Origin of the sequence: Burkholderia sp. SIMBA_051 (assembly GCF_046534915.1) — a bacterium.
GTDB classification, from domain to species: Bacteria; Pseudomonadota; Gammaproteobacteria; order Burkholderiales; family Burkholderiaceae; genus Burkholderia; species Burkholderia ambifaria.
This window is the reverse complement of the sequence record NZ_JAWRXS010000772.1, coordinates 1-242: the sequence shown is the minus strand read 5'-3', so window position 1 is coordinate 242 and position 242 is coordinate 1. Positions and strand designations below refer to the sequence as shown.

General features: G+C 62.4%; 1 protein-coding gene. It reads left to right on the top strand.

What is annotated here, in order from left to right; genetic code table 11:
• Positions 1 to 78 precede the first annotated feature (78 nt).
• A partial coding sequence (locus tag SB771_RS36560; protein WP_410722229.1) for a hypothetical protein occupies positions 79 to 242 on the top strand: 164 nt, incomplete at its 3' end.

Here is a 242-nt window from a genome sequence, read left to right as displayed (position 1 = left end):
AAAGCGAAGTCCGTCCACGTTCCGTTTCGTCTCCTGCTAAGCCGTTGTTCCCCCACTGCTTCATGGAGAGAGAGACGCATGAACGCGAATCCCAAATTCATTTCCGCCAACGCGCACGTCGACGAAGCCGCGATCGCGCCGCTGCCCAATTCCCGCAAGATCTACGTCACCGGCTCGCAGCCCGACATCCGCGTGCCGATGCGCGAGATCACGCAAGCCGACACGCCCACGGGCTTCGGCGG